Origin of the sequence: Collinsella aerofaciens, assembly GCF_028206995.1 — a bacterium.
Lineage (GTDB): Bacteria > Actinomycetota > Coriobacteriia > Coriobacteriales > Coriobacteriaceae > Collinsella > Collinsella aerofaciens_AQ.
The window spans coordinates 65551-90498 of the sequence record NZ_JAQLFL010000003.1 but is presented as its reverse complement, the minus strand read 5'-3'; the positions used below and the strand labels follow the sequence as shown (position 1 = coordinate 90498).

Here is a 24948-nt window from a genome sequence, read left to right as displayed (position 1 = left end):
GGGAGGGACCTGTCCTGTCCTATCCAAACATCTGCGGCAGGTCGATGAAGACGGTTCGATCGCTTTCGCCAGCTTCGAAGCCCGAACGGGAGAAGAATCCATAGCGATGGCACTTGAGTCCCGTTGCCTCGACTTGGGCGATTTCCTCGTCGACCATTTTTTGCGTGATGGGGGATTTGCGGAACTTTGCTTCGTAGAATGCGTAGCCCTCGGGGTCTTGCGTTACCACATCGAATTCGCCGCTCGTTTTGTTTGCGGGGTCGTCGTACCAGTACTTGCCTATGGCGTCGAAAGCCGGTTCGATCTTGCCGGTCCTGTTCTGCCGCACGAGGTATTGACGGCAGATCTCCTCGAACATATGAGGAACGTAGTTTTCCTCGAAGTCTTGGAAGACGTGACGATCATAGAAGACTTCCGAGTCGAGCAGCTGACGCGCTGAGGCATTGCGGAAAACATAGCGATAGTAAAAGAGCGAAAGCGGATCCACTACAAAGTAGCCAGACTTGCGCTTGTTCGTAGGGTCGTTGATGGGTGCACGCTTTTGGACGATTTCGAGTGACATGAGCTTGTCGAGCACGTCTGCCATGGCCGGACCGCTCGAGACGTGCGACTGTGCCAGCACGTCCCCCCAACGGGAGTAGCCTTGTGCGAGAGCCCCGAAAACTTCGTTGGCGTTGGTCATCTTCGAGATCTCGGCGTTGAGATAGGACGGCACCTCGCTTTCTAAGCGGGCGCCAGGTTCCGTGACGAGCTCGATGATGTTGTTGCGTACGCTTTGGGATTGATCGATGAGGCGATTGTAAAAGGGGATACCGCCAAAAACGCTATAGAGCCGCACCTTGTCCTCGGGCGAGAACGCGGGATAGAACTTCGCAGCGTCAAAGTAATCCATGGGCTTAAGCTCAAGCGCGAGATCAATTCGCCCGTAGAGGGGGCTTTCATGCTCGATGAGGGATTTCATAATCTCAACGTAGGAGCCGCACAGGACAATGTTTAAACGTGAGTCTTCCCTGCGGGCGTCGATTGAGGTCTGAAGAATGCTGTCTAGGCCTTTAACCGCATCTCTCAAGTAGGGGTATTCGTCGAGAACGAGGGTAATGTTCTTGTCTTTAGCTTGGGCAAACAGAAATTCGATGAGCTCGCGGATGCCTGTGAAGGCGAGCGGAGGAAAGCTCAGCGCTTCAGCAACAAGGACGGACAGACTCTCGAGGTTGTCTGCCTCGGAGGTTTGGCGGCACTCGTAATAGACCGTTGCGACGTCCGACAAATCGGTTAGCGCCTGCTTGATGAGCTCACTTTTTCCGACGCGACGCCTGCCGTAAATGAGAACATTGCGCTGCTCGGGTGCTTTGAGCGTTTTCTTAATACGGGCGAGCTCACGCTCCCTGCCAATAAATTCCACTTACTCGGTTCCTTCCGACTCGGTTTTGTCCGAGTTAATTGTATCGCATGAATCAGATTATGCTCGAGATTACTCGGACAAAACCGAGTCGGTTCTGTCCGAGTAAGTTTGAATAGTGAACCGAAGTTGTAATGTCCGCATGGCGATGACGAATATGGTTTTCATAATGACAGATATAGTTGACATTGTATGATATATGCAATATATTTCTGTCATGTTGCAACGGATATCTGTCCATTACTACGAAAGGAACTCCATGCCGGGCAAAAAGAACCTCCGCATGAAGGCGGCGCGCGCGGCGGTTGGCCTTTCGCAAGCTGACTTGGCCGAGGCCGTGGGCGTTACGCGCCAGACCATCGGCCTGATCGAGGCGGGCGGCTACAACCCCACGCTCAATTTGTGCGTGGCGATCTGCAAAGCGCTACGCGTTACGTTGAACGATCTGTTTTGGGAAGACGGGATCGACGTCGACCCTAACGCTCTTTAGGAGTTCGCTATGAAATTTGAAGATTTAAAACTCGTGCAAAAGTGGTGCGAATATGCCGGCCCAAAGGATGAGCGCCTGGAGGCTGAGAGCGCAAAAATCTACAAGATTGGTTTCGTGCTGCTTTCGTTTGGCATGCTGATGATCTTTTTCTACCAGTTTATAGCTCGACAGGTTGCGTGGGTTCACAGCGACGCCAGTGAAATGCCGCAAGGCTTTGCAACGCCGTTCGAGGCAGCCATGTATTTGTGGCTCGTTCTCGTGATGTTGATTTGCGCAGGACTGCAAACGCGGAAGGGCTATGTCGATACCAATCGTTTTGGGCAAACCGAGCATCTTCCTGTTGGATATTTCCTGCTTGTCAGCGGTCTTAGCGGCGCCGCGTTCGCGCTTGTTATTGCTGCAATGCGCTGTATCGCTGAGGCGCAGATCGTACCGCTCGAAAGCGTCTTTTGGTTGGCGAATCTGGCCACGGGCGTGTTCTGCGGTGCGACGATTTTCGCGGCCACGTTTGCTGTCCTGTGCGCAACGTTTTTCACGGCGAAAAGACGCCGTGCCAAGCTCGAGGCAGAACTCGACTCCATTGACGATAACTAATGCGCAATGGGCTGGCTCTGGGTATCCAGAACCAGCCCATTTGATGTTCGACGAGCCGAGTCGGCGTCTCTCACAAAAGTAACTAGGAGCTAGCGAGGCGTATCCGAATTGACCTCATCGGTGGTGTCTTTTTCGAGCGCCGTGCGGCGGGCGCTGTAGGCGACGAGGCCTGCGCCTGCCGCGGCGAGTGCTGCAGCGGCTGCCGTAAGGGGAGCGCTGGCATCGCCCGTGCCTGCAAGCGCGCCCGCTTTTCCGGAGCGCTTGTTATTGCCGTGATCCTTGCCGCTGCCGGAGCGGCTTCCGCCGGAGCCGCCGCCCTCGTCGGTACCGCCGCCACTCGAGCCGCCACCGCCGTCCGCCGTCATCGGTGCATCGTGAAGCCCCGTCGTATCCGCTTTGTCGCATACGCCGACCTGAACTTCTGAGCGTTCGCGTGCCGCGTCGGGCACATGAAGCTCGTGCAGTACGGCACCCAGCGCCGAGTTTGCGCCCGGTCGAATTTCCTCGAGCGTTACGGGATCGAGCGTCACCAGATTACGCGCCTTCGCATACAGCGTTACACGTTTGCCCACTTCATCGCTCCAACTCTCGGGGATGGCGAAGCTCATGCGGAACTGTGCCGTGCAACCCGGTGCCAGCACGGCGTTGCCGCTGTCGGCTACCAGCGGGTGCGTTGCAAAACGTGCGTCCAGCGTTTCGAGCGCGTACTTCACGTGTGCCATGTCGTTGGCCGAAGCGTCCTCGGCAAGTTCCGGATCGTAGATCGATGCCATGCGTGTGTTCGCTCCGAACCCGATGGATGCGCTGGAGAACGGCTGGCTGGAGCCCTCTCGGTACAGATCGATTGTGCCGGCGGTCAGCAAGGTGTTGCCGTCGTTTCGCACCGTGACCATGAAGGATTCGCCTGCTGCTCCGGGCACCACCGCGCCCGAGGTAGCGACTGCGCCCGTCGGAGTGGCACACGCCACCAAGGGCACTTCGATGCCGTGTAGTTCTGCCTCGCTCTTCTCCGCGCTCACAATGTGCGTGGCGAGCGCGGAGAGCATGCTCCCCGACGTCAAAAATGTCGTTATCTGATCGACGGGATGGTCCAGCTCGCACATCACGAACGACTCCGTAAACAGATCGCCTGCCAAGGTGCTGGCGAAGATGCGGAAGTGCTTGCCCATCACTGCTACCGGGTTGCCTTCTTCGTCGTAGGTTTGCCCCACCTTGCCATCGGTGTTCTCTACATAGAGCACGCACCTGCCGTTGTTGCTTACGCTAAACGATGCCGGGCCACAGCCTGCGGCACCCACGGGCTGCGTTGCAAATGCCGATGCGCCTCGCGTCCAAGTAATATGCTGCAGTTGCTCGTTGACGGTAGCCAAAAAGCCCGTGTGCTGCGGCCACGGCACCGCGTGGGGTACTGTGGCATCTGGCGACATAACGCCCCAGCTCGCAATGGACTGGCCGATCACGGCGTACGATGCACAGCCACAACCGCCTGCGGTCTCGTATGCAATGGGCACCACCATTTTGCCGTTGATATTCTCGGGCGCGCCGAGCTCGATGCTCGACGGTGCCTGCGGAAAGCGGAGGACCTGACGGAACGTGAGACTGTCGCCCGAAACGTCCGACCACAGGGTAAAGCACTCCAGCGCAACCTCGGCCTCGCTGCCGAGCGTCTTTTCTGCGGTGGTTCCGCGGCGGTGGAGGTAGGCGCCCGACAGGCGCCCGTCGACAAGTGTCTTGCCCACCGTGATGCGTGGGCACTGCAGGCAATGGTAGCCATCCTCCTGAAGGCGGCCGCGCGAGATGCTGCGCCACGACGTGTGCGATATCACGCGAACTCCGTCGTTGCTTATGCGCAGGCGCACAACGGACAGTATGCCGGATGTGCTCGCCGTATCGAAAAGGGTGTTGTCGCCGGCGGGGCGCTCGCCCGAGACCAGCAGCACGTAGGCGTCCTGGTTTCCTCTTCCGTCCGTATATTCCACTACGTCGAAGTCGTAATCGTATATGCTGTCGCGCTCCACGTCGCCCTCGCCAAACCCAAGGGGAAAGTCCACAGGCGTGGGAGCGGACCACGTCCCGTTTGCCTTTGTGTGTACCACCAGGCGCGAGCGACCATTGTCGCCGTAGCGCACCGAGGCGATACGGAATAGGCACTCCACGCCGGCAATCATCGTTAGCTTCATGTGGGCTTCGCTGAGCACACCGGAAAACAGCACGTTGTCGCTCGAGGGTTTTATGCCGCCACGCTCGTCCTCCGATACACCAGCAGAATTGGCGTTCGGGTCGGCAACGGCGTTTGTTGCCTGACCGATATAGGTGTACTCATACATCGGCGCGGCGTTTTCGTCGTTCTCTATCAGCGCATGGACGAAATGCTCGATCTGTCCCGTGTCGTCGCTTTCTGCATCCGCCTCGAGCTCAATGCGCGTGACCGCTTGATCCCAATCGCGCACGACAGGCGCGGCGTTTACGGCAGTGGCCTTAACCTCGGCGCGTGCGAGCAGTTCGGCGTTGGTGACGATGGTGGCCGATGCGATAAATTGCGGCACACCACCCGCCTCGGCGTTGCCGGCCGAGCCGAAGCAGGCATCCAGCGTATAAGGCGTATCTCCATCCAATGCGAGCTCAGAGCGCTGGAGCACATACTGGTCGCCATTGTTCACCGACATATTCCACGAATCGATGAGTGTGGGCCACGACCCCGACCAAGCCTTGGTGGTCCACTTGAACATTACGAACTGGAGTATTACATCGACATCGACGTCTGCACCTACACGCAGTCGCGGAAGCTGGTGTCCATTTGCCTTTTCGTACCCAATGAACAGCGTGAGGGATGCGGCGCCGCGCACGGCAGACGAAGCGACGCCTGCAACGCCGGCGCCAAAGGTGACGGCAAGCCCGATCTGGATGGTGAACGAGCCCGACGTGTTTGAATAGTCGAGCGAAATGTTTTTAAAAAACGCCGCGCCGCTGCCGTGCGTGTGGGCACCCACGGCGAGCGCCAGTTTTGCCAGCACCCAGGGGTTGACGTTTAGGAAAAATGGCACCGGTCCTAGGGTAAACTGCTCGGTCCAATTGAGGTCGGTTCTTACCTGGAAGAGGGCCTTAATATTGCCGTATGCGGGGTCGTTGTTGTTACCCCAGGTTTTGCCCACCCAATCGTAGGCGAGCGAGCCGTACAGCTGTGTGGCGATATCCATCGTGAACAGCGGCGTGCAATGGTGGCGAAGGAGCTTGGTGTTTCTTGGATCGGTGCCCGAACCGGCACTCATCCTCTTGTACTGATTCCACTTCCCCTCCATCTCGTCGAGGTAGCGGTTTGCCTGCTTGGCGCCCGACTCGCGCGGCGATTTCTTCCAGTATTCCGGATCAGGGTTGCCCGAATCGTTCATATAGCTAGCTGGTTTGTACCCTCCGCCAAACAGCACGTATCCAGCAAACGAGAAATCGAACAGAATGGGAAATGTGGGCATCCAGCACGTGAACTTATTGCCGCCGATACCGGGAAACGCCGCGGGGAAATCAAACGGAGTGATCTCTTGGTCCATGGTGGTGGGAATGATGGTGGTCGAGCCCGATTCCGCCTTTGCGGCCGGCGCGGTGACAACGGCCATAGGGGATGAGAGCGTGTAGGTTTTGCCCTGGTAGTCGAGCATAAAGCGCAGCTTGCACCCTTCCTCCAGAAGGCCCGAAGCTGCATCGAGGAACGTGTCTTCGAGTGTGAACGTTGCCAGATTATCCGCGCCCGATGCGTTGGCCTTGATCTGGCCGATCTGTGTGACGGTTTCGGGTGAGCTGCCCGCGGCAGGCGTCACTTTGTTGATGCGCAGCGTTGCCTGTCCACCCTGTGGCAGATGTGCCTGCACGGTAAAGGCGTGCGTATCGGGCTGCTCGTTTGCTGCTTCGTCCGCTGGCATTGCCATGAACGTGGCTTCAGCGTACTGGATGTCCCATTCGTCGAATGTGAGCTGGCGAAAGTACGGCTCGCCGTCGGAAAGCGGACGTGTGGGTGCGGTAATAGCGGTGCCGCCCTGGATACGCGCAAGGGGAATCTCGACATCGCGGTAGCCTGCCATGCTAATGGAGATGCCGCCGTTAAAGTCGTACGCGTCGAGAAGCGTTGCCTCGTCCACGTAGCCTTCTGAAAGAGGGGCGACCTCAAAGATGGCCGTGCCTTCGTCATCGGTCGTGGCGGTGAGTTGCTTGCCTGCGGCATAGCGCGATATGAGCGTGACCTGGGCACCCGTGATGGGCGTATTCTTGTTGGCGACGTCGACCACGACCACACCAAACATGGTGCGCGAGAGCACCAAGACCTTGAAGGGATCATCTTCGTCGGCGTATGCCTCGGCGGGGGCGAACGGCAATATGAAGGCGTTTGCGCTTCCCGGCACGCGCGGCAACATAATGCTCGCCAGCGAGGACGCTCCGGCAACAAGTAACGAACGGCGATCAAGCATCTTTGGCTCCCATCCCGCAGGTATCGGTGGAAATAATCCAATTTTGCGAGAAGGCGCCCCGTAGCGGTAGTGCCGTTCAAGGGTCAAAATGTCCAAATTGATCGAGCGAAGCGCCGGGTTCCGGAATGCGTTCGATGCGCTTGGCAGTCCGGTCGCTAACGTAACATATGCGCGACCAGCTCGGTGCGTGTGCCGATGCCAAGCTTTGCGTATACGCCGGATAGGCGGTTTTTGACGGTGCCCGGCGATACTCCCATATGGCGTGCGATTTCGGCGTTGGTCCACCCACGACAGGCGAGCATGGCCATGGTGAATTCCGTGGTCGTTAGATCGTCGGCCACGTCCTCGCCCGAATCGGGGTTGTGGATGCGCCGCCAGCCGTAGCTGAAGCGGTACGTGATCTCGATGATGCGCGCGAAGTCGTCAGGGTATTGCGTTTTTAGGCACGCCTCGATGAGCCCCTGTAAAAGGCCGTGATGCTCGCCAATGAGCTCGATAAGGCCGTCGGGACGTGCAATGTTCCAAGCGGTTCCGAAGTGTGCCTTTGCGGCGTCGATGTCCTTGAGGCTCATGCATGCCATGGAAGCTGCCAGGTGCAGGAACAGTTCCGAGATCGGATAGCTTCCCTGTTTCATAATCAGGGCGTTTTCCGCCATGCCCAGGCTGCGGCCGTATTCGCCGCGCAGATACAAGGCGTGCGCTATCACGTAACTGGCGAACAAGCGCAGGCCTTCGGGCAGATGCGCCGCAAGTGGATAAAACTCTTCGGCAGAATACGGGGAAGGCAGGTGCAGCAGGACACTCGCGGCCGAGGCGAACAGGATATGCATGGCGTGGATGGCGGGCGATTCCTCGTCAGCCGGCGCATCGAGGATGCCCGCAAGGCAGCGGCGGGCGTCGGCGATACGGTTGAGCGACAGGCTGGCGTATCCGCAGATAAAGCATGCGGAATAGCGCAGTGCGGGATCGGTGGCGTCAAGATAGGGGCGCGCCGTCTTGGCAGCGAGGGTGGCCTGCCCGCGAAAGTACAGCGCTTCTGCCGTAGCAATGGCGCGCGAATCGGGGTCGGAAATGCCTGCAACCGCAGCGTCAATCTGCCCCGGCACAAAGGCGGTGCACATCAACGGCATGGGAACGCATGGGTAGCTATCGCAGTCCATCTTCCATCTCCCAACAGCTGGCAACAATAGCAGCAATTGTACCCCTGTTGCTCGGGACCCCTTTCGTTTTACTGCTCGGTTGACGCTGCAGATCGTTTTGGAAGGCTTACGAGCATGGTAGTCCCGTTCTCGGAACTTGTTTCGACCTCTACCGTGCCACCGTGAAGCGCTGCAATCTCCCAAACGAGTGCTAGTCCGAGTCCTGCGCCACCGTATGCCCTGCTGCGGGATTTATCTAGACGGAAGAATGGTTGGAAGATGCTCTCTCGGTACTGCTTGGGTATTCCCGGGCCCTCATCTTTGACTCGCAGGAGTACGTGGCTGTCGCTGTCGCTGATGGAGACGTTGACAGTCGAGTCGGTGCGGCTGTAACGGATGGCGTTTTCGGCCAAGTTAAACACCAGTCGATAGAGGAGCGCATCGTTCCCGATTACTAAAGCGTCTCCAGCAGAATTGAGGGTTACGTCCTTATTCTCGGCAAGTGGTGCAAGGTCGGTGAGGACCTCTTCGGACAGGGGACCGAGTTCAACAGCGTCCCCGCAAGGGACGCTGCGGAGCTCACTCATCTCAAGCAATACCTTGGTCATTCGAGACATGCGCTCGGTTTGTTCTTGTAGCAGGTCGAGCAGCTCGGCTGTTTCGGGTTGCAAACCGGAGTGCTCGGAGATGAATAGTTCAATCTGTGCTTGCATAAGGGCGAGCGGGGTGCGCAGCTCGTGTGCGGCGTTGCCGGTAAACTGACGCTGTGCAGAGAACCCTTCGCCAAGACGGGCGATCATGTCGTTGAAAGAGGCGCTGCATCGTTGTAGCTCGGTGGGCACATCTTCACTGAGTCTGATTTCGCTTAGGTTGTCAGGCTGCACACGCTCAACCTGGGCTGCAAAAGCCCGTAGCGGTTTGAGTGCACGACCGCTCACAAAGTATGCCAGCACGCCGCCAAGGAGTGTGACTCCAGCCGTGATGTACCAGGTTGTCGTGCCAAAAGACTCCTGTGCGTCGTTTACGACGATCGTGACCTTGTCATCGGGGGTCGCTTTCGCTGGGTCGAACGCCTGGGGCGAATCTTCGCCGGTTGCGTTAAATGCCGAGATGTTACTGCCGATGGCATCCATGTAGCGCATGCCCGTATAGCCGACCAGGCAGTTCGTCAGCACGCATGCCGCACACGTGAGCAGTGCCGTCATAATCGTTATGCGCCATTGCAGCGAAAGCCCTTTCATTCGCTATCCTCCATAACGTAGCCCTCTCCAATCCGATTTCGAATCGGGTCGTATCCCAAAGCGCTGCGTAGCTTTTTGCGGAGCGACGAGATATGAACGCGGGTTGCGTTGCTAAAGCTGTTCACGCTGCTATCCCAAACGTGTTCGATAAGCTCCTCTTGACTAACCGGACGCCCCTGATTAAGCATCAGATATTCTAAGATTCCCGTTTCCTTGCGCGTAAAAGATAAAGCCTCGCTGTCCACGGAAGCGATGCGCGCCTTGGTGTCAAAACGGAGCTTTCCGCAGGTTAAAACTATGTCGCTTTGTGTAAAGCGTCTGAGGGTAAGGCTGCGAATCCTTGCCGCAAGCTCGTCCAGATGAAACGGCTTGGTGAGGTAATCGTTGGCGCCGGCATCGAGTCCGGCGACTTTATCGGATACTTCGCCGCGTGCGGACAGAATCAGTACCTTAGTCTCGCAGTCAGTTTTCCTAAGTTCCCTGAGCACGGTCATGCCGTCGATGCGGGGAAGGTTGAGGTCGAGTACCACGAGGTCGAAGGCCTCAACGTTCAGTAGGTCGAGCGCCTCCTGTCCGTCGTGACAGCAGTCGACGCTGTACGCCAAGTTTCGCAAGCTGCGCGCGATTGCGTCACACAGCGCCCGCTCGTCCTCGACGATCAAAATACGCATAACAGTCTCCTTGCACATTTCAAATCGCGCTTAACACGGATTTTATAGCCGATATGGTCCAATGGTCGCGTAACGAAAGGAGTGGTCAGGTTGTTCAAGGCGGTAAAACCCGTGGTACAGGTCGCTTTGTTGATCGTCGGAATTGCCATGGTGTGCTTTGGCGTTATGCGTGGCGAGGCGGATGCCGTGCTGGCCAAAGCGATTAGGCTGTGCTTGGAGTGTATCGGAATTGGATAAAAGAGAAAACACTGCGTCGCATGTTTTGGCCCGATTTCGCGGATTCATTCAGGCGGCGGCGACGCTTATCACCAACATTCACCTGCCAAACTTTGCCAAAGGCAGCATTTATCAGGGTGCGGGAAAAACAGTCTGCGTACCTGGACTCAACTGCTATTCGTGCCCTGCGGCATCGGGTGCGTGCCCCATTGGGTCGTTCCAGGCGGTGGTGGGTTCATCCAAGTTCAACTTTTCTTACTATGTCACCGGTACGCTCATTTTGCTCGGCGTGCTGCTGGGGCGCTTTGTGTGCGGCTTTCTGTGCCCGTTTGGCTGGCTGCAGGAGCTGCTTCATAAGATTCCCGGCAAAAAGCTTTCGACAAAAAAGCTCAAGCCGCTCACGTACATCAAGTACGTCGTGTTGCTGTTTGCCGTGGTGCTGCTACCCGTCTTGGTGGTTAACGACGTGGGCATGGGCGACCCGTTCTTTTGTAAGTACATCTGTCCGCAGGGTGTGCTCGAGGGCGCCATTCCGCTGGCCATTGCCAATGCCGGCATTCGATCTGCGTTGGGACAGCTCTTTACTTGGAAACTTGCCGTTTTCATTGCCGTGGTAGTGCTGAGCGTTTTGTTCTACCGCCCCTTCTGCAAATGGATTTGTCCACTCGGCGCATTCTATGCGCTCATGAATAAGGTGTCCCTACTGGGGATCCGGGTCGATGCATGCAAATGCGTCTCGTGCGGCAAGTGTTCAAAGGTTTGTCAGATGGACGTTGATGTGGTCCGCGCGCCCAATCATGCCGAATGCATCCGGTGCGGAAAGTGCATCGGGGCTTGTCCCGTCGATGCCATCAGCTATCGCTATGGCCTGGATGTGTCGGCGGAAAAGCTTCCCTTGACTGCCGATAAAAAGTAAACAAGCTTCGACAAAACGGAGGAATGACTATGAAGCTTTCTAAGATTGCGGCCCTGTTTATGGTGCCGGTGCTGGCCTTGTGCCTTGTGGCATGTTCGGCGCCCGGCGGCAATGCGAGCGAATCTGCGAGCTCCGATCCTAAGATCGCAGAACTCACTGCGCAGAAGCCGGCCAATGCCGACGAGGCCGCCGAGCTGTATGCGAAGCTCATGCAGAAGGAGAACGAGATTTTTTCGAGTGATAACGCGCTGTGGGAAAAGGTATTCAATGCGGCAAATAAAGACTCGGCAATGATTGAGGACGGCAGCAATTACGGCGATTTTCTGCTCAAGACCATCGACGGCGCCAAGGATGAGTTCACGGCGGATGAGCTTAAGACGCTCAAGACCGGTGCACAGCAGATCAAGGAGATCGAGGACAAGCTCGAGAGCTTGGAGAAGGAGTTCCCCGGCTGTGGAAGCACGCCGAGCGCAGGCGAGAGCGTCGACGCTTCGACCGCTGGCATGACGGCCGGTGCCAATGCTTCGAGCGAGACGACGAAGTTCCCCAGCTTTACGGGCAAGGATCTGGATGGCAACGACGTGAATAGCGACGAGCTGTTCTCTAAGAACAAGGTCACCGTCATGAACTTCTGGTTCACTACTTGCAAGCCGTGCGTGGGCGAGCTGGGCGATCTTGAGAATCTGAATAAAGAACTTGCCGAGAAGGGCGGCCAGGTCGTGGGCGTCAATTCCTTTACGCTCGATGGCAACAAGGGCGAGATTGCGGATGCCAAGGACGTGCTGAGCAAGAAGGGCGTGACATATAAGAACGTCTGGTTCAAGTCGGATAGCGAGGCCGGTAAGTTCACGTCAAATTTGTTCTCGTTCCCGACAACGTATGTCATCGATCAGAATGGCAACATCGTAGGGGATCCAATCGTGGGAGCCATCAGCTCCGCCGAGCAGCGCGCAGCGCTCGACAAGCTCATCGACCAGGCGATTGCGAATAGCGAGCAGTAGAAAACGCGTAAAGCATGGCGAGGATTGCGCGCCGCTGTGCAGAGTAGTCCGCTGCCTTTCAAGATAATCTCCACCATACAGAGGTCCCGCTCGGGACCTCTTCTTTTAGGCGCCGTCCCGTTCGTTTTTTGGCGCGGTTCGTTACATTCCTCACTGGTTCCGGCAAAAAATGGGGATAGAGTAGGACAAACGCGTCGAATACGAACGGCGGGTGAGAGCGGGCAGAGTGCCTGTGCAGGAGAGGTTGCCGTCCATGTTGGAGCTCAAAGGTATTTGCAAAAGGTACGTTACCCAGTCGTTTACGCAGGTGGCGCTCGACAGCGTAAGCCTGTCTTTTCGCGATAACGAGTTCGTGGCCATTCTGGGCCCCTCGGGCTCGGGCAAAACTACGATGCTCAACGTTATCGGTGGGCTCGATCATTTCGATTCCGGCGACCTGTTAATCGACGGCATTTCGACCAAGGACTTTCGCGATCGCGATTGGGATGCTTATCGCAACAACCGCATCGGCTTTGTGTTCCAGAGCTATAACCTCATTCCGCATCAGACCATCTTGGAAAACGTTGAGCTGGCGCTTACGCTCACGGGTGTGGGCCATGCCGAGCGCCGCCAGCGTGCACGTGAGGCGTTGGAGAAAGTCGGCCTGGGCGAGCACGTTAACAAGCGCCCGAGCCAGCTATCGGGCGGACAGATGCAACGCGTGGCCATCGCCCGCGCCCTGATCAATGATCCCGAGATCGTGCTGGCAGACGAGCCGACCGGCGCCTTGGATTCCGCAACGTCCGTGCAGGTCATGGACTTGCTCAAGGACGTGGCGCGCGACCGTCTGGTTATTATGGTCACGCATAATCCTGAGTTGGCGTACCAGTACGCCACGCGCATCGTCAACCTGGCGGACGGCAAGATTACCGACGATTCCGACCCCTTTGATGTAGCAAAGGCCGCGCGTCGCGAGGCCAAGCCTACGCGCAAAACCTCGATGAGCTTTGTGACGGCGCTGGGGCTTTCTGCCCGAAACCTCATGACCAAAAAGGGCCGCACGGCCATGACGGCCTTTGCGGGCTCGATTGGCATTATCGGTATCGCGGCGATTCTGGCGCTGTCCAACGGCGTAAACGGCTACATCAAAAAGGTCGAGGAGGATACGCTCTCGAGCTACCCGCTCACCATTTCCAAGCAGGATTACGACCTGTCGTCCATGATGGGTGGACAGGGGGCCACGGATGATGACTCGCCTGAAAACGTGGATTTGTCCGACGACAGTGCCGGCGGCAAGGCTAAGGGAACCGATAAGATTCCCGTGGTCACGGCCGTAAAGAATATGTTTGCGAGCGTTAAGTCCAATGACATGACGAGCTTTAGGGCATGGCTCGATGCCGGTGGCGATGGCATCGATAAAGAAGTCAACGCCATCCAGTACGGCTATGGCGTGACGCCGGTTGTCTATCGTGCGGGTAAGGGCGACGAGAAGCCCGTCCGGCTGGTGCCCAACGCCATGACCGAGGCCATGAGCGGAGGCGCGAGCTCGGCGGCAACGGTGAGCATGGAATCCATGGGAACCTCGGTCTTTAACGAGATGATCGACGACCAGAGCCTGCTCGACAGCCAGTACGATGTCGTCGCCGGTCATTGGCCCACGTCTGCTAACGAAGCCGTAATGGTGCTTTCGAGCCGTGGAACGGTGGGCGACTACACGCTCTACAGCATCGGCGCGCTGGATATCAACGAGCTCAACGACCTGGTTAACAGCGCCATGACGGCTGACGGTAAGATCGAGACGCCCGAGACCAGCTCCGACTTTACCTACGACGATGCGCTGTCTACGACGTTTAAGGTGCTGTCACCGGCCGATGCCTATCGCAAAAACGAAGAGACCGGCATGTGGACTGACATGTCTGGTGACACCGACTTTATGGCCGCCAAGGTTGCCGACGGTATCGACGTGCACATTGTGGGCGTGGTGCGACCTAACGAGACGGCCAATGCGAGTGCGTTATCTCCGGGCATTGCCTATACGCATGCGCTGACCCGCCAGCTTATGGAGCGCGCCGCCGATTCGCAGATTGTGCAGGAGCAACTCGCCCACCCCGAGACGGATGTCTTTACGGGCAAAACCTTCGACGAACTGCAAGGCGAGGCCAAGCAAGGCGTGGATCTGGGCAGCATGTTCAGTGTGGACGAGGCGGCGCTTAAGAGCGCGTTCTCGTTTGATGCGTCTGCACTCTCGGGTGCGGCCGGCGGTATGGACCTTTCTGGTATCGACTTGTCCGGGCTGGACATTGACCTTTCGAACGTTGGGAAGGACATCGACTTCAGCGACGTCATGGCAAAAGCGCCAACCCCAGATCTCTCGGGTATCTTTGACGGTCTGGAACTCACGCCCGAGCAAATGCAGCAGGTGGGAACGCTTGTCAACCAGCTGTTTGAGGGTTTTTTGCAGTCTGATCAGTTTAAGGCGTTGACGCCCGATGATCTTAAGGACGCGTCAAAGCTCGCCGCCGCATTCTCGGCGTATCTTGAGAATGATGCCGCAGCCCAGCAATACCTGGCTCAGCTCAAGGCACTCGGTGGCGATGCCCTGGCCGAGCGCCTGCAGCAGGCGATGACCGACTATGTGCAAAAGCAGCTGGCTCCGTATCTGCAGCAGGCTATGGATCAGGTAATGAAGTCGATCAGCGATCAGATTGCGGCGACGGTGTCAGCTCAGCTCAAGGCGGGCGCGGAAGGGCTCATGGGCCAGATGGCGACGCAGATGTCATCGAGTTTTGCCAACCTGGCGAGCGCTATGCGTGTGGATGCGAGCGCTTTTGCTCGTGCCATCCATTTCAACATGGACGCCGAGGACCTGAGCTCGCTCATGATGAGCTATGCCAAGGCGTCGAAGCTCACCTACGATAACAATCTGACCACGTTGGGTTATGCGGACGAGGCCGACCCCATTTCGGTCAAGATTTTCCCGCGCGACTTTGAGGCCAAGGAGCGCGTACTCGATCACATCGATGCGTACAACAAGCAGGTCAAAGCCGCTGGCCATGATGAGCAGGCAATTTCGTACACCGACTACATGGGCATCATCATGGGTTCGGTGACCGACATCGTGAACACCATCAGCTTGGTGCTCATCGCGTTTGTGAGTATCAGTCTGGTGGTGAGCTCCATCATGATCGGCATCATCACATACATCAGCGTGCTGGAGCGCAAAAAGGAGATTGACATCCTGCGCGCGATCGGCGCGTCGAAGCGCAACGTGGCCAACGTATTCAATGCCGAGACCTTTATTGAGGGGCTTATCGCCGGTGTCTTTGCCATTGTCGTCGTGGTGGCCGTGAGCTTCCCGGTTAATGCCTGGGCGCTTGCTGCCAAACAGGTGCCCAATCTGATGAGCCTGCCCGTGCAGGATGCGCTGGTGCTCATTGCGATTTCTGTGTTGCTAACGGTCGTTGCCGGCCTGCTGCCCGCTCGCAGCGCGTCCAAAAAGGATCCCGTCGAAGCCCTGCGCTCCGAATAATGTGACAAAAGGGTTGTTCCTTTGTCACATTGAGGCCCTTGCGAAATCGGGGTCTAATACTTTTCCGAGAAGTGAACGAGTCAAAATGGACCCCCGAAGCATCGGCACTTTCGAGATGCAATTTCCTGCGGTTTTGCCAACCAAATCCTGCGGTTTTGGCGCCAGAAAATGTCGATGCTTCAGGGGTCCAAAAACGGTCGTTCACTTCTCGGAAAAGTATTAGACCTCGAGATATAGACGATGTTCGCGAGCGGCAATTAGATCGAAAGCCTTTAGTTCTTCTTTGCAGAGAGCATGAGCCTAATTTCCGGATGGGTGTATTCGTCGAATTCTTCTGCGGCCTCGGTGTCAAAGGTGTAGTACGACTTGATAGATTCGTCCTCCGTCTTGATGCTGATTTCTTCATATAGGGAGCCAGCTAAAAATGTCTGTTTAAATTCATCCGACAGGCTGCATGGCGTGAGGAGGCCCGGTGTGGCAACGGAAATGTCCAACCCGTTGAGCGGGGCGCAGAGCGTCGCGATATCCTGCTCGGCGCGGGCGAGGTTGTCTGCGAGGCTTGCCTCGGGGTCGATCTGACTGACGTAATCGACGTCCGTGAGCATGCCATCTGCATCGAAAGAAAGGTAGACATAGGCTGCTTGAGCGCCGAGGTCATTATCGCGCAGATAGCCGATAATGCGGTAGCCGTAGTCGTGATACGACTCGTATGGGTCGTCTGCCGCGACGCGTTCGCACGCGGGCTCCAAGGCATCTTGCGCGATGGCGAGCTGCTCGGCGGCTGCAGCCTTTCTTGCCTGAAGCTCGTTATTTCCCTGGACAAACTGCGGGATGTAGACGCCAAGCAGCACAATGGCGGGCACTGCGATGAGCGCGATAATCTGTTTCTTGGCGCTCGGAATCACAACGCCGTATGCGGCCGCCATGGCCTCGGCATTGCTCGAGGTTTCGGCCAGCACGTCTGCCGCCGTGGCGACTGCCCCTACGGCGCTGGCAACCTCAGCGGCACCGCCCAGGTTGCGCACGAGATCGTTGTCGCTGTTCTTGAGCAGGCGGCCGGCAGCTTGCGTGGCAAGCACGCCGGCGACCTCCGCGGAATGGTCCTTGTTGGTCTGGGCCACCGCAAGCCTGCTCTGCAGTTCCTTCCACTGTTTGCCCTGCATTCCAAAGCGCGGCGCAAGAGCGCAATAGCAAAAGATGGCGAGTTCGATTACGGTGAGTGCGATAGCGGTATATATGCCCGCGGGTTGGAATTCCTTTTGGTGGAACGCGATATCGTTGATCATTTGGAGCGGCAACATCAATAGGCATGCTACGAACGACATGACGAGTGCGGTCGCTGCGATTTTGGGGTATGTGCAGTACCGCTGGATGCGTTTCTGTTCTTGTTCGGTAAGCTGCTGCATGGGGGCCTCGACTCTCATCGTTTTTTGGGGCGATGCGGACACGCTCTTGAGTATAGATGAGTGGAGGATGTCTGTTGTTCATACATAGCGGTCAATAGCGTGCTGTTGGTGATCGTTTGATCGCGAACGTCGTCTTTTGGAGCATGAAGCCGCTGTCGATGCCCACAAACAGCAAATCGAAGGTGAATGGTTTCCCGAGAAGTGAACGACCTAATTTGGACCCCTGAAGCACCCACATTTTTCGACGCTAAAACCGCAGGATTTGAGTGATAAAACCGCAGGAATTGGCCTTCCAAAAGTGTCGATGCATCGAGGGTCCGATTTCACTCGTTCACTTCGCGGAAAACCATTCACCTTCGTTGCATGAGGCGCCGGATGGAAGGGTGATTATCGTCAAGCTGCTGCCTCTGCCTTGTGAATCATCTGGAGCACAAGGCATAATGCATGTAACAAGGGGGCGGTTCCTTTGTCACATCCGTTGATATGAGAGAAGAGTAGATGATTCTTTCGTTGGCCCCTATGGAGGGGATTACCGGGCATGTGTTCCGTCGCGTGCATGCGGAGTGCTTCGGTGCGCTCGATTGCTATTACACGCCGTTTTTGCCGCCGCCGCGGGTGGGAAACCGCTTTGGCGGCAAGGCGTTTAAGGAGATCGATCCTGCCAATAACCAGGGGCTCAACGTAGTGCCTCAGCTGATGTCCAAGAACGCGGACGAGTTTGTGTGGGCGGCACAGGTGCTCGCCGACATGGGCTACCGCGAGGTCAATCTCAACTTGGGTTGCCCTTCGGGAACGGTTGTCGCCAAGGGCAAGGGCTCGGGTTTCTTGCGCAATCTCGACGAGCTCGAGGCGTTCTTAAGCGATGTGTGCGAGCGGTCGCCGTTGCCGGTATCGGTAAAGACCAGGCTGGGGTTGGAACGCGATGACGAGTATGAACGTGTGCTCGATCTGTATTGCCGCATGCCGTTGGCAGAGCTGATTGTGCACCCGCGCGTACAGAAGGACCGTTATACGGGCTCGCCGCGCAAGGAGTTTTACGGCGAGACGCTGGAGCGTGCGCCGTTTCCGGTGGCCTATAACGGCGACATTTTCGATCTTGAGGATATGGACGCGCTGGTGGAGGCCTATCCCGGCACGCGCCATGTGATGTTGGGGCGTGGCCTGCTCGCGAACCCCGCTCTGGCTCGCATGGTCAAGGGAGGCCCTGCTGCAACGGCTGCTGAGCTGCAGCGCTTCCACGACACGCTGTTTGCGGCATATGCAGAAGAGATTGGCGGCAATGCGGTCTTCCGCATGAAGGAGTGGTGGTTCTACGCCAAGTGCGCTTTCGCTGATCCCGCTACCGTCCACAAGATCGTACGCAAGACCAAAAAGGTCGACGAATACCGCGCTGCCGTCGAGCGCGTCTTTCGTGAACAGCCGCTTGCACCCACAGCTCGCTTCCACGGCTAACTAGTCATCGGGGGCGTTCTTTAACGACTGGTCATTTAAGGACGTCCCCAACGACTATGTAGCAAAAACATGTACACCAGCATCCAAAGATGTCGAAAAATGTCGACTTTGGATGCTGGTGTATATGTTTGGGTCCGACGGGGGAGCGGGCCTAGGCAATCAGTGCATCAAGTGTAATGAGCTCTCTGAGCCGCTCCGTGCGTGTTTGCCCATGGCGTTTGGCTTTTTCGTCAAACGCCTCAAGAATCGATTCGCCCACACGTGCTGATATAACGACGCTCGGCTCATCGGAGATTGGTGGCCTTCCCAACTTGATGGTGTGACCTTTCGGCCACTCATCTTTTTCGTAGGCTTCCGCGGCTTTCTTCAACTCTCCGGGAGCAAACCCCATCATCTTTTCGAGCTGCTTAGCATCCATGGCGCCTCCTATCGATCGACATAATGTCGAGCGCCGGTTCTCGGATTCTCTTTTTGTATACAATTTTGTAGACAAAAATACAAGCAGTTCATCGGGCTAATTAGCTTGTTTTGACCTGCCTGTTCGATAGGAAATGAGCATTGACGGCTTCGATACTCCTTTGCTTTTCAGCTTGGAATTTGGATGCTCATTGAACTTCCGGAGGGGAGCCCTTTATTAAGCTATTGAGATTCTGGGCAGGAGCTCTCACTGGTCTTCGGTAATGGGGCCAGCTTAATTCGCGACACAGTGTGTCGCGAATGGGAGTAGTCGTTAGGTGTCCTTCAATGGCTACTCATATAAGAACGTTCAAGTGTCGGATTTTGTCATTTAGTGTCGCTCTCAGCGACTATTCTGGAGGGTCGTGGTCAAAAAAGGGCAAATATGAGTACTGTTGCCATTATGGTTGCATTTATTTGCTATAAATTGTAGCTCCTGATGAGATTTGTTCCCATTAAGAGCTACTTTTATTGAACATATGAGGAGAAATAACGTCGTCTGCGGACGAGTGGAACGTTGAATAGTTCCTGAAGTGATCAAAATCGCTGCTACTAAACAGGTGGCAGTACTCATATTTGCCCTTTTTTGACCACAGCCCTCTCGGAAACCTTTCCAGAGGCGTCAAACAGCCATAATCCAAAGGTCTCCTCAAACAATTAGCCGGCCAAGAGCGTCCATGACTACCAAAAAGCTGTACGCCAGCATCCAAAGATGTCGAAAAATGTCGACTTTGGATGCTGGTGTACATGTTTGGGTCGTATGGGTTGGGGCCCTGGACGGACAGGGCGTGCGTACTAGAGCAGGTTTTCCTGCACCCACGCGATGATGTCGCTCGATTCGTAGAGTGGTTTGCCGTCGATGAACAGGCAGGGAACCTGGCGTTTTCCGCCGACGGCGATGAGTGTCTGTTCGGCATCGGAATCGGTCGAGATATTGCGCTCGGGAATGGTCACGCCGTTATCGGCCAAAAAGTGCTTGACCTTTAAGCAATACGGGCAGCCGGTCATAACGTACAGCGCGAGCTCGTGATTAGTAGCCATAGGTCTCCAATCGGTTGAGGTTTTGATTGAAATACCCAAAGCCGCCGCGTTCTATGCGCGCGTCAACGAAGACTCGATGGCCTGGACCAGAAACGCCGTGGCTCCGGTGGCGCAGGGCTTGTCGTAGTAGTCAACAAAGCGCTGGTCGGCAAGATAACCGTGGGCGAGGCCCAGGTACGCCTCGTCTTGGGGCTCGCATCCCCAGTTGAGAGCAATCCAGCGACGATGCATCGCGACAAGCTTACGAGCCTCGTTGCTCTCTGGGTCGCCAATGCCCATGGCAATCGAGAGCTGGCCCAGAATAGCGCGTTCAAGTTCTTTCATGTCGCTCCATGTCTGAGGGTCCATGTCCAGCAGTGCTTCGTTTGCTGCGTCGATCGCCTCGTCGCCGTAGCGCTTCCGGGCTTCGGCGCCGTAGCGCTCCTCGTTTTCCTGCACGGTGCGCCAGCGCTCCAGTTGCGGCAGGACGGCGCCCATGAGCGAGACGGCTTCGTCGAGCGACATGCCGGTGTTTTGTGCCAGGCGCGGGGCACAATCCTCAATCATTGCCTCCATGGTGGTGTCATAGGTGTACTTGCCGTGGTCGTAGCACCACTTGCAGTAATGATCGGTCGCGGTGCCCGTGGCATCGGTGCCGCAGTCGTCGGGCGTGAGTATCATGCCGCAGCTCTGGCAATAGTGCTCAGGCATTTCGAGCAGGTGGGACAGCGGTTCTCCGGTTACGGCGGCGATGAGCTTCATCATGTCGATGCCCGGTGTGACCTCGCCGCGCTCCCACCGGCTGATGGCCTGGCGTGTGACGAAGAGCTTAGCGGCAAGCTGCTCTTGGGTAAGGTGATGGGCGCGACGGACAGCAATGAGCTTTTCTGCAAAGGCCATAGCGGCTCCTTTCTGCTGGTTGATGGCTTAAGCATACGCGGCAGCAGGTGCCCTTCCAAGCAACCGTTGGTTGCACGACGGAGGACCGCGGCGAAGAATTGCGCGCAACGCCCCACGCCTCCATGCCGTACAATGACCGGCATGGAACCTATCGCACGCATACATACCGACCTGCCGCAGAAGTTCGGCATTCCGCGCAACAGCTTTTTGGCACCCCATCTGCAGGGACGCATCGTTTTTGAGCCGGAATTTGCCTCCAATGCAGCGGTTGAGGGTCTGGACTCCTTCTCTCACCTATGGCTGCTCTGGCGCTTCGAAAACGGCACGCCCGGCGGCACGGCTAAGGACATAGCCGCCGATGCCAAAACACAGGACAGGTCCGGCACCAACGCAAAATGGTCGAAAACCGTGCGCCCGCCGCGTCTGGGTGGAGCCGAGCGCGTGGGCGTGTTTGCCACGCGCAGTCCGTTTCGCCCTAATCCTATCGGTCTCACCTGCGTTAAGCTCGACCGTGTCGAGCTCACCGACGATGGTCCGATCATCCATGTGCTGGGGGCCGATCTGCGCGATGGCACGCCCATCTACGATATCAAGCCCTACATTCCGTTTGCGGACTGCCACCCGGATTCAACGGGCGGCTGGATTGAGGATGCTCCGTGGCAAGAGCTCGACGTCGAGTTCCCGCAGGCGCTGCAGGATATGGTCCCGCCTGCAAAGCTCCCCGGCTTGGTCGAGGTTCTTCGCCAAGATCCGCGCCGCGCGGGCAGCAAGCATGAGCCAAACCGCGTCTATCATCTGGCCTTCGCCGGGCTCGACATATCGTTTACGGTCGATGAAACCCAGCTAACCGTAGTCGCCGTCAACGACGCGCAAGACTAACCAGCCATTCGTCCGCACCCGTCAAATTAAGCGCCAAACCCCGCGCCAAAACCGCCCGTGCTGGTGGACAATAACGCCTACCAAAACAATCAACTTTGCACGGGGGCTCAGCATGAAATACGACTTTACCTCACTTATCAATCGACACAACATGGACGCCATCGCCGTTGACTCTTGGGGCGAGATCCCCGGTATGGCTCCGAACGCACCCGACGAGGGCTTCGACCGCATTCCCATGTGGGTGGCCGACATGAACTTTGCCACGGTGCCCACGGTCCAAGAACACATCATTCAGCGCGCGCAGCATCCCATGTTTGGCTATTTCAATCCGAGCGACGAGTACTTTGACCGCATCATCGAATGGCAGAGCCGCCGCAATGGTGTCGAGGACCTGCTCCCTGAGCATATCGGCTACGAAAACGGCGTGCTGGGCGGTGTCGTGTCGACGTTGCGCGCGTATGTCCAGCCGGGCGATGCGGTGCTGGTCCACAGCCCCACCTACATCGGCTTTACCAAGTCCATCGAGGCCGCGGGCTATCGCATTGTCCACAGCCCACTTAAACTCGACGACCAGGGCGTGTGGCGCATGGACTTTGAGGACATGGAGCGCAAACTCGCCCAAAACCACATTCATGCCGCAGTGTTCTGCTCGCCGCACAATCCCTGCGGCCGCGTATGGGAGCGCGATGAGATCGAGTGCGCCATGGACATCTACCGCCAACACGATTGCGTGGTGATTTCGGACGAGATTTGGTCCGATATCATTCTGCCGGGTCACAAGCATATCCCGACGCAGTCGGTGAGCGAGGATGCCCGCATGCGCACGGTTGCCCTCTATGCGCCGAGCAAGACGTTTAACCTAGCGGGTCTGGTCGGCAGCTACCACATCATCTACAACGAGACGCTGTGCGACCGCATGTGCGCCGTGTCTAACAAGACCCATTACAACGAGATGAATGTCCTTTCGATGCATGCGCTTATCGGTGCCTACCAGCCGCAGGGCTACGAGTGGGTGGACGAGCTCAACCAGGTGCTTGCCGGCAATATCGAGTACTTCTGCACGTATGCAGAAAAACATTGGAAGGGCGTCGCGTTTTCGCGTCCGCAGGGCACGTACATGGTGTTTCTGGACTGCACCGAGTGGTGTCGCGAGCATGGCCGTGATATTCAGTGGCTGCTCGACGAGGGCGACCGCGTGGGCGTGGGGTATCAGGATGGCCGTCCGTTCCACGGGCCCTGCCACATTCGCGTGAATCTGGCGCTGCCGCTTTCGCGCGTAAAGGAAGCGTGCGACCGCCTAGACCGCTACGTTTTTGGGGTATAGGGGTCGCACGATTCGGGTACCGCGGCTTGCGCCCATGTCGTCAATGTGCGTGGGCGCATAGAGCGCAGAGGGTTGCGAGCGCGTTTTCCCCGTTCGCTACTTTTCTTGAATTTGCTTGCCGCAAAGGTGCTCAATCGTAATTTCATACAGTTGGACGCCTCTGATACTTTGCTTGATTTCCTCTTCGACCTCTTCGGCAGAAGGATAGTACTTGAGGGCAAACTGTCGGACTTTGTCTTCGACAAACGCCGGGTCATCGTTCACGAGGCGGCAACGGCCAAAAACCACGGTGCTCTGAACATAGGGTGCCCAGTCGTCGTCTTTATACCAATCGTTGCCATAGACGGTAAAGCAGACTTTGTCGCTGCGTTTGAGTGCATCGACCTTATGCCCCGCCTTGGCTCCATGAAAGTAAATTTTGTTGTGCTCGGGGTCAAAGTAGTAGTTAACGGGAATGGCGTAAGGATAGCCGTCGTCTCCGTTGACGGCAAAAATGCCGCGTTTGCAATTAACGAGCAGCTCTCGTGCCTCTTGATCGGTGATAGCGCGCTTCTTCCTGCGAAGAGGTCTAAACATCGTGGGCTTCCTTTCTTTCCGCGTGTTGCGCGCACGATGGTGGGCGGTGTGTCTATATCACGATACTAGTTCAGGCTGCGAGTTCGATGGGAACGCCCCGTTTTCCGCAGATTGAAACGTCCTTCGTTTTGTCGTGGGAGGATTGTCCCTCACAACCCGTCGTTTAGAAGCGTTCTTAATGATTGGTTCCGTTTGCAGGGGAGGCGTGGGACAATACCGACCAAAAGCGATTGATTGTCCTGAAAAAAGGGGGTCTCGATGAAAAAGCTGAGGACGCTGGCCGATGTGTTGCGTCAGGCCGGTTTCGTGCGTATCACGGGCCTATTTCTCGTCTTTTATCTTCTGTGTTCAACGGCCGTCTGGCTCTCTGAGCCCACGACCCTAACGTTTGGCGATGGACTTTGGTTTAGCTTTGAGACGGTCTCGATCATCGGCTTTGGTGACATTCCGGCCGAGACACCGGTCGCCCGTGCCATCACGGTCGTCCTGAGCGTTATTAGCATTTTTTACATCGCCATGCTCACGGGCGTGGCGGTGAGCTACTGCAATACGCTCATCAAGATGCGCCAAAAGGACACCATGGCGCGCTTTATGGACGATCTTGAGCGCTTGGAAGAGCTTGACCGCGATGAACTTGCCGATTTGTCGCGACGCGTGCGCGAGTACCGTCGTCGGCAGCGCTAAGACGAACGTCGCGCGTCACGATGAGGGGGACTGAACATGAATATCACCGTGTATCTGGGTGCCAGTGCCGGCAACGACCCGGCGTTTCTGCCCGCGGTGCAGGAGCTGGGCGACTGGATTGGCGCCAATGGGCACGCGCTGGTATACGGCGGGTCCAAGTCGGGACTGATGGGCGCGCTCGCCGATAGCGTACTTAATGCCGACGGGCACGTGACGGGTGTGGAGCCGAGCTTTTTTATCGAGGCCGAGTTTCAACATGACGGTATCGACGACCTCATCGTGACGAGCGATATGGCGGAGCGTAAAGCAAAGATGATCGAGCTCGGCGATGCGTTCATTGCCTTTCCCGGCGGCACGGGAACGCTCGAGGAGATTGCCGAGGTTATGTCCGCGGTGTCGTTGGGGCACCTGAGTGCTCCGTGCATCCTGTATAACCTGGACGGTTACTACAACGACCTCAAGGCGCTGCTCGGACACATGATCGATAAGGGCCTATCGAGCCCGCGGCGCCAACAGGGCATCTACTTTGCCGAGGACCTGCACGAGATTGCCTCGATTATCAACGGATGAGCCTTGAGCCTGTCCCGCCGTGCTTCCCGTTGGCGCCGTTTGCAGCGCG

21 protein-coding genes are annotated in these 24948 nt (G+C 57.0%); 11 read left to right on the top strand and 10 right to left on the bottom strand.

Going from position 1 to position 24948, the window contains the following annotated elements:
- Positions 1–19: 19 nt before the first annotated feature.
- Entirely contained in the window at positions 20–1402 is a 1383-nt protein-coding gene (locus PMX60_RS03500) for an ATP-binding protein (RefSeq protein ID WP_271746904.1), read from the bottom strand.
- 256 nt (positions 1403–1658) lie between these two features.
- Between PMX60_RS03500 and PMX60_RS03495 the strand changes: the two genes are divergently transcribed.
- Together PMX60_RS03495 and PMX60_RS03490 are read left to right on the top strand one after the other, a co-directional pair.
- A complete protein-coding gene (locus PMX60_RS03495) occupies positions 1659–1889 on the top strand; it encodes a helix-turn-helix transcriptional regulator (RefSeq protein ID WP_195568536.1) in 231 nt (76 codons plus the stop codon).
- 9 nt (positions 1890–1898) lie between these two features.
- Complete coding sequence (locus tag PMX60_RS03490; protein ID WP_271746903.1) at positions 1899–2483, top strand: hypothetical protein; 585 nt, start codon at positions 1899–1901, stop codon at positions 2481–2483.
- An 89-nt stretch (positions 2484–2572) separates the two neighbouring features.
- Here the strand turns inward: PMX60_RS03490 and PMX60_RS03485 are convergent, their stop codons facing one another.
- From PMX60_RS03485 to PMX60_RS03470, 4 genes are all read right to left on the bottom strand, one after another.
- Positions 2573–6940 carry a hypothetical protein gene (locus PMX60_RS03485; RefSeq protein WP_271746902.1) on the bottom strand — a complete coding sequence of 1456 codons (4368 nt, stop codon included), beginning with the start codon at positions 6938–6940 and terminating at the stop codon, positions 2573–2575.
- Between the two features lie 155 nt (positions 6941–7095).
- A complete protein-coding gene (locus PMX60_RS03480; RefSeq protein WP_271746901.1) occupies positions 7096–8100 on the bottom strand; it encodes a helix-turn-helix domain-containing protein in 1005 nt (334 codons plus the stop codon).
- Between the two features lie 68 nt (positions 8101–8168).
- On the bottom strand, positions 8169–9320 hold the full coding sequence (locus tag PMX60_RS03475) for a HAMP domain-containing sensor histidine kinase (RefSeq protein WP_271746900.1): 1152 nt from the start codon (positions 9318–9320) through the stop codon (positions 8169–8171).
- Positions 9317–10009, bottom strand: coding sequence for a response regulator transcription factor (locus PMX60_RS03470; RefSeq protein WP_438861067.1), 693 nt, complete (start codon positions 10007–10009; stop codon positions 9317–9319). The genes PMX60_RS03475 and PMX60_RS03470 overlap by 4 nt, the downstream gene beginning before the upstream one ends.
- Positions 10010–10081: 72 nt before the next feature.
- Here PMX60_RS03470 and PMX60_RS03465 point away from each other — a divergent pair, with 72 nt between their 5' ends.
- The 4 genes from PMX60_RS03465 to PMX60_RS03450 all read left to right on the top strand — a co-directional run bounded on the left by PMX60_RS03465 (position 10082) and on the right by PMX60_RS03450 (position 15632).
- On the top strand, positions 10082–10228 hold the full coding sequence (locus PMX60_RS03465; protein WP_040219972.1) for a CD1871A family CXXC motif-containing protein: 147 nt from the start codon (positions 10082–10084) through the stop codon (positions 10226–10228).
- Positions 10229–10436: 208 nt separating this feature from the next.
- Positions 10437–11123, top strand: a complete 687-nt coding sequence (locus PMX60_RS03460; RefSeq protein ID WP_271746898.1) for a 4Fe-4S binding protein — start codon at positions 10437–10439, stop codon at positions 11121–11123.
- A gap of 29 nt (positions 11124–11152) precedes the next feature.
- The gene (locus PMX60_RS03455; RefSeq protein WP_271746897.1) at positions 11153–12124 is read left to right on the top strand and encodes a TlpA family protein disulfide reductase; all 972 of its coding nucleotides are present in this window, start codon (positions 11153–11155) and stop codon (positions 12122–12124) included.
- A 253-nt stretch (positions 12125–12377) separates the two neighbouring features.
- A complete protein-coding gene (locus PMX60_RS03450) occupies positions 12378–15632 on the top strand; it encodes an ABC transporter ATP-binding protein/permease (protein ID WP_271746896.1) in 3255 nt (1084 codons plus the stop codon).
- A 272-nt stretch (positions 15633–15904) separates the two neighbouring features.
- Here PMX60_RS03450 and PMX60_RS03445 read toward each other — a convergent pair whose 3' ends face one another.
- Positions 15905–16918 (bottom strand): hypothetical protein, encoded by a 1014-nt coding sequence (locus PMX60_RS03445; RefSeq protein ID WP_196025936.1) that lies wholly within the window; start codon positions 16916–16918, stop codon positions 15905–15907.
- 618 nt (positions 16919–17536) lie between these two features.
- Between PMX60_RS03445 and PMX60_RS03440 the strand changes: the two genes are divergently transcribed.
- Entirely contained in the window at positions 17537–18490 is a 954-nt protein-coding gene (locus tag PMX60_RS03440; protein WP_271746895.1) for a tRNA dihydrouridine synthase, read from the top strand.
- A 151-nt stretch (positions 18491–18641) separates the two neighbouring features.
- On the opposite strand, the gene PMX60_RS03435 is transcribed toward PMX60_RS03440, so the two are convergent.
- The 3 genes from PMX60_RS03435 to PMX60_RS03425 form a co-directional block, all read right to left on the bottom strand.
- Positions 18642–18908 carry a ribbon-helix-helix protein, CopG family gene (locus PMX60_RS03435; RefSeq protein ID WP_055309982.1) on the bottom strand — a complete coding sequence of 89 codons (267 nt, stop codon included), beginning with the start codon at positions 18906–18908 and terminating at the stop codon, positions 18642–18644.
- Between the two features lie 833 nt (positions 18909–19741).
- A complete protein-coding gene (locus tag PMX60_RS03430) occupies positions 19742–19987 on the bottom strand; it encodes a glutaredoxin family protein (protein WP_117763676.1) in 246 nt (81 codons plus the stop codon).
- A gap of 51 nt (positions 19988–20038) precedes the next feature.
- Positions 20039–20866, bottom strand: coding sequence for a TipAS antibiotic-recognition domain-containing protein (locus PMX60_RS03425; protein WP_271746894.1), 828 nt, complete (start codon positions 20864–20866; stop codon positions 20039–20041).
- 141 nt (positions 20867–21007) lie between these two features.
- Here PMX60_RS03425 and tsaA point away from each other — a divergent pair, with 141 nt between their 5' ends.
- Together tsaA and PMX60_RS03415 are read left to right on the top strand one after the other, a co-directional pair.
- Positions 21008–21745: a tRNA (N6-threonylcarbamoyladenosine(37)-N6)-methyltransferase TrmO gene (tsaA, locus tag PMX60_RS03420; protein WP_271746893.1), complete on the top strand. Its 738-nt coding sequence runs from the start codon at positions 21008–21010 to the stop codon at positions 21743–21745.
- A gap of 112 nt (positions 21746–21857) precedes the next feature.
- Entirely contained in the window at positions 21858–23069 is a 1212-nt protein-coding gene (locus tag PMX60_RS03415) for a MalY/PatB family protein (RefSeq protein WP_271746892.1), read from the top strand.
- A 96-nt stretch (positions 23070–23165) separates the two neighbouring features.
- On the opposite strand, the gene PMX60_RS03410 is transcribed toward PMX60_RS03415, so the two are convergent.
- Positions 23166–23645, bottom strand: coding sequence for a pyridoxamine 5'-phosphate oxidase family protein (locus tag PMX60_RS03410; RefSeq protein ID WP_196025941.1), 480 nt, complete (start codon positions 23643–23645; stop codon positions 23166–23168).
- Positions 23646–23903: 258 nt separating this feature from the next.
- Here PMX60_RS03410 and PMX60_RS03405 point away from each other — a divergent pair, with 258 nt between their 5' ends.
- Positions 23904–24329 carry a potassium channel family protein gene (locus PMX60_RS03405; RefSeq protein ID WP_271746891.1) on the top strand — a complete coding sequence of 142 codons (426 nt, stop codon included), beginning with the start codon at positions 23904–23906 and terminating at the stop codon, positions 24327–24329.
- 36 nt (positions 24330–24365) lie between these two features.
- Positions 24366–24899 (top strand): LOG family protein, encoded by a 534-nt coding sequence (locus tag PMX60_RS03400; protein WP_196025943.1) that lies wholly within the window; start codon positions 24366–24368, stop codon positions 24897–24899.
- The last annotated feature ends 49 nt before the right edge of the window (positions 24900–24948 follow it).